Source organism: Arsenophonus sp. ENCA (genome assembly GCF_002287155.1).
Taxonomy (GTDB): domain Bacteria; phylum Pseudomonadota; class Gammaproteobacteria; order Enterobacterales; family Enterobacteriaceae; genus Arsenophonus; species Arsenophonus nilaparvatae.
Genome location: NZ_NHNG01000580.1, coordinates 1 through 4,436, shown reverse-complemented (window position 1 = coordinate 4,436; position 4,436 = coordinate 1). Strand labels below are relative to the sequence as shown.

Annotated in this window: 8 protein-coding genes; 6 read left to right on the top strand and 2 right to left on the bottom strand. The window is 43.3% G+C overall.

Annotated elements, in window-relative coordinates:
- The 3 genes from CBG25_RS15070 to CBG25_RS15060 all read left to right on the top strand — a co-directional run.
- On the top strand, positions 1–281 hold a 281-nt coding region (locus CBG25_RS15070), incomplete at its 5' end, for a transposase family protein (RefSeq protein WP_290603775.1).
- Positions 223–648 carry an IS30 family transposase gene (locus tag CBG25_RS15065; RefSeq protein WP_290607644.1) on the top strand — a complete coding sequence of 142 codons (426 nt, stop codon included), beginning with the start codon at positions 223–225 and terminating at the stop codon, positions 646–648. The genes CBG25_RS15070 and CBG25_RS15065, both read left to right, overlap by 59 nt.
- Positions 641–1,075, top strand: coding sequence for a spore coat U domain-containing protein (locus CBG25_RS15060; RefSeq protein ID WP_366212790.1), 435 nt, complete (start codon positions 641–643; stop codon positions 1,073–1,075). The genes CBG25_RS15065 and CBG25_RS15060 overlap by 8 nt, the downstream gene beginning before the upstream one ends.
- 131 nt (positions 1,076–1,206) lie before the next feature.
- Here CBG25_RS15060 and CBG25_RS15055 read toward each other — a convergent pair whose 3' ends face one another.
- Entirely contained in the window at positions 1,207–2,373 is a 1,167-nt protein-coding gene (locus CBG25_RS15055; protein WP_290607642.1) for a nucleotide sugar dehydrogenase, read from the bottom strand.
- Positions 2,374–2,402: 29 nt separating this feature from the next.
- The gene (locus CBG25_RS15050) at positions 2,403–3,080 is read right to left on the bottom strand and encodes an NAD-dependent epimerase/dehydratase family protein (RefSeq protein WP_290607646.1); all 678 of its coding nucleotides are present in this window, start codon (positions 3,078–3,080) and stop codon (positions 2,403–2,405) included.
- Positions 3,081–3,096: 16 nt separating this feature from the next.
- Here CBG25_RS15050 and CBG25_RS15045 point away from each other — a divergent pair, with 16 nt between their 5' ends.
- The 3 genes from CBG25_RS15045 to CBG25_RS15035 form a co-directional block, all read left to right on the top strand.
- Complete coding sequence (locus CBG25_RS15045) at positions 3,097–3,450, top strand: hypothetical protein (RefSeq protein WP_290607640.1); 354 nt, start codon at positions 3,097–3,099, stop codon at positions 3,448–3,450.
- Positions 3,447–3,800, top strand: coding sequence for an IS66 family insertion sequence element accessory protein TnpB (gene tnpB, locus CBG25_RS15040; RefSeq protein WP_290604955.1), 354 nt, complete (start codon positions 3,447–3,449; stop codon positions 3,798–3,800). Before CBG25_RS15045 ends, tnpB begins: the two co-directional genes overlap by 4 nt.
- Before the next feature lie 41 nt (positions 3,801–3,841).
- The coding region (locus CBG25_RS15035) for an IS66 family transposase zinc-finger binding domain-containing protein (RefSeq protein WP_290604957.1) at positions 3,842–4,436 on the top strand (595 nt) is incomplete at its 3' end.

Genomic DNA, 4,436 nt, shown 5'->3' with positions numbered 1-4,436 from the left:
AGGTAACCATCTGGGCAGATACCGGTTTTCAAGGTATAGATAAACAGCATCCTAATACACAAATCCCAAAAAAAGGAACTCGAAAAAGACCTTTATCGCCTGAACAAAAACAAGAAAATAAAATAATCTCGGGCATCCGTATTACAGTTGAACACGCCATCGCGGGTATCAAGCGCCTCGGTTGCATGACCCAAATTTTACGGAATCGTAGACCCTTTATTGATGATACCTTCTTACTCCTTAGCGCAGGTCTTTGGAATTTCCATCTCAGAACAGCGTAAAATTTACTTCAATCACCGAAACACCCTTATTTCACTATTAAGCAACACGCTTATTGTAGCAAATACCTTCTGTGACTTTAAAACTTTGACGGCCGATAACGGTTCTGAGTTCTCCATGCATAAACAGATAACTGAGATCACCGGTGCTAATGTCTTCTTTGCCAGGCCTTATCACTCATGGGAGCGTGGTTTAAATGAACACAGTAACGGACTTATCCGCCGTTTTTACCCAAAAGGAACGGACTTCAACTCAGTCACGGACAACGAGATTGCAGAACTTGAGCACATACTTAATACTCGGGGACGAAAATCGTTGGGCTATTTTTCTCCAAATGAAGTATTTTTAGCTCATCTAATGGCTGCATAACGTTTTATGGGTTTGTTGCATTTCGACTGGGAATGGGCCTGATTGCTCAACCATCACCGCGCCTAACGTCAATTTTGGCAACCAACCATTACTCAGTAGCTTTCCTAGTGTATCGCAAACTATCTCTATTACCTGCACCAAAGGCAGTCTCTATAATGTAGGAATCGATAATGGGCAAAATGCAGTTAATAGCGTTCGTAATATGGCCAATGGCAGTAATCTGATCAGCTATGATATTTATCAAGGCAACACCACCACTCGCTGGGGATCAAGTGGCAGCCAACTATGGTCTAGTGCCAATTCTACCACTATCAGTGCCGATCAACTAACGCGTACCTACAATTATTTGGCGCAAATTTTAACTGGTCAAAATACACCTACTAGTGGCAACTATACCGATCAACTAAAGGTAAGTGTTACTTTTTGATTATCAGCAAGACCCCAAGAAGATGCCAGCGCTCGAAACTATGGTGACTCGCCAGTGATGAAAATTGGCAAATCAGCAATAATCAAAACGCCAATCTTAAGCTGCGATTGGCGTCAGAATATGGCTAATTATCAATCGTGACCAAATAGATCGCGGGTATAAACTTTCTGTTTTACATCTTCCAGTTCCGGCACCAATCGATTGGCCAAAATAATATCGCACTGGGCTTTGAAATCGGCCAAATCAGTGATCACTTTGGAGTGGAAGAACTCACTTTGTTTTAAAACCGGCTCATAAACCACCACTTCAATTCCCTTTGCTTTGATCCGTTTCATCACTCCCTGTACTGCCGATGCGCGGAAATTATCCGAGCCAGCTTTCATCACTAATCGGTAAACGCCTACTTTTTGCGGATTTTGACTAATAATCCTTTCAGCAATGTAATCTTTACGCGTTCGATTCGATTCTACAATCGCATTAATCAAATTGTTTGGTACATCATCATAATTAGCCAACAACTGCTTGGTATCTTTTGGTAAGCAATAACCGCCATAACCAAAAGAGGGGTTGTTATAGTAGCTGCCAATACGCGGATCAAGTGAAACACCCTCAATAATTTGGCGACTATCCAGTCCGCGACTATGAGCATAAGTATCTAACTCATTAAAATAGGCCACTCGCATCGCTAGATAAGTATTGGCAAATAATTTTATCGCTTCCGCTTCAGTGGCATCAGTAAATAGCACCGTAACATCTTTTTTCAGTGCGCCTTCTAATAATAAATCGGCAAAAATCTTGGCACGTTCGGAACGTTCACCCACCACAATACGAGAAGGATAAAGATTGTCATATAGCGCTCTGCCTTCACGTAAAAACTCCGGTGAAAAAATGATATTTTTATACCCTTTCTCTTGTTGCAAGCGGGCGACAAACCCCACCGGGATGGTTGACTTAATAACAATGCTAGCGGCTGGATTAATTTGGTTTACATCATCAATTACTGCTTCTACAGAAGAAGTATTAAAATAATTGGTTTTGGCATCATAATCAATCGGGGTAGCAACAATCACATAATCTGCCCCCTGGTAAGCGTGTTGTTTATCCGTCGTTGCCCTAAAGTTCAATTTTTTTTCTGTTAGGAACGCTTCAATTTCTTTATCCACTATGGGGGATTGCTGGTTATTCAGCATTGTTACTTTTTCAGCAATAATATCTAACGCAACCACCTCATGATGTTGCGCTAACAACATCGCATTCGACAGGCCAACATAACCTGTTCCTGCAATAGCAATTTTCAAAACTAACCTCTCAAATATTTAGATCCAGGCTAAACGTGATAATAAGTCCGATACCAGTCAACAAAAGCTTTCACCCCTTCTTTAATCGAAATCTGTGGCCGATAACCAGTTAACGAAAACAAATCTTTGGTATCAGCCCAGGTGGTATGGACATCACCGGCTTGCATCGGCAGCATATTTTTAATGGCTTTTTGTCCTAATGCCTGCTCGAGAGCAGAAATAAAATCCAATAATTTTATTGGCTGCCCATTACCAATATTATAAATACGATAAGGCGCATCACTACTAGCCGTTAAAGATTTATCGCTCTTTTTTGGCGGAATAATATCAGCAATCGATAATATTCCTTCAACAATATCTTCAACAAAAGTAAAGTCGCGGCTCAGATCACCATTATTATATACATCTATCGGTTTCATCTCCAAAATAGCTTTAGTAAATTTAAATAATGCCATATCTGGCCGGCCCCAAAGACCATAAACGGTAAAAAAACGTAACCCAGTGGTCGGCAAATTATACAGATGAGAGTAAGCAGGCGCCATTAACTCATTAGCTCTTTTGGTGGCAGCATAGAGGGAGATGGGATGATCAACAGACATATTGGTAGAACAAGGAAATTGATTATTGGTACCATATACCGTAAGCGTCGTTAAATCCGCACATTTTTTTACTTCTTCTAATTTGCCATCATGTTCATCTCTAAAAATTGAGGAGAAATATCAGATGGAAGTTTACCGTACAGATGATGAATGGCGAGCCATCATTGAAGCTCAGCAATGTTCTGGATTAAATCCAACTCAGTATTGTCGTCAGAATAGGATTACCCGCAGCGCATTCTGCAATGCAAAAAAGCGGCTTTATCCTGTGGAAGAACAGCCCACGCATTTTATTCACGCCATGGCGCCGAATGCTATTATGACCTCCGGGGATGAAAAGTTGACGACTAAAATCTCCACGATAGAGAAGGCACAAACGCATTCGATTATCACCCTGGAGCTGTCTCACTGTACGTTACGGCTGACAAGCGGAATTTCGCCGTGTTGGCTGGCAACCTTCATTCGCGAGATGGCACCATGAAGATGTTTGTCGAAGTGCCGGCCATTTACCTCTATTCAGGTCATGTCGACTTTCGTAAAAGTATCAACGGCCTGTTGCTGATTATCGAGCAGGATATGGCACATTCCCCTTTCGATGAGGCCCTGTTCGTCTTCTGCAACCGACATCGTGACAAGGTAAAAGCCCTTTACTGGGATAAAACCGGTTTCTGTCTCTGGTACAAACGCCTGGAGCAAGATTTTTTCCGTTGGCCTGCTGCCAGTCAAAAAACCTTACAATTGACCGAAGAACAGTGGTACTGGTTGCTCGCTGGTGTCGACCTGGCTAAAATGCGCCTGCACCAACCACTCAACTGCAGGATAGCCAGTTAAATTTTGCGGAGGATTTTGCCGCGGCATGGTAAAGTCACGTCATGAATATCTCGATAGATAACTTACCCAACGATATCAATTTGCTAAAACAGATTATCGTTGATTTTCAGCGCGAAAATCTTCATTGGCAGGAAAAATACCAAATTCTGCTGGAAGAGTTGAATCTTTGCCGCCGAAAACGCTTTGGGCGCAGCGCCGAGCCGCTTTCCCCGCAGGGTGAGGTTTTTAACGAAGCTGAAGTTGAGGCGCATCGACCCGACGGGGCGCCCAGCGATGACGAAGCCTGTGAAACCCAATTATCTGACGTCAATGATAGTATTACGGACGATGCCGTCCCGGATGCAACTGTTCCTTCGCCTGCAAAAAAACGCCGCCCACGACTCCCACCCCATCTGCCGCGTAGGGAAATTATTATTCACCTACCGTCCGGGGAGCAGGCGTGTGATTGCTGCCATCAGCCGATGCACGTGATGGGTGGAGAAGTGCGTGAAGAGCTTGAGTTTATACCCGCTCACGTGCAAGTTACCCGTTATATCCGTGAAAAATACGGCTGTCGATACTGTGAGCAACATGGCACAGAAGGTAGTGTAAAGGTAGCCCCTCCGCCGCCGGCGCTTATCCCTAAGAGTTACGCCA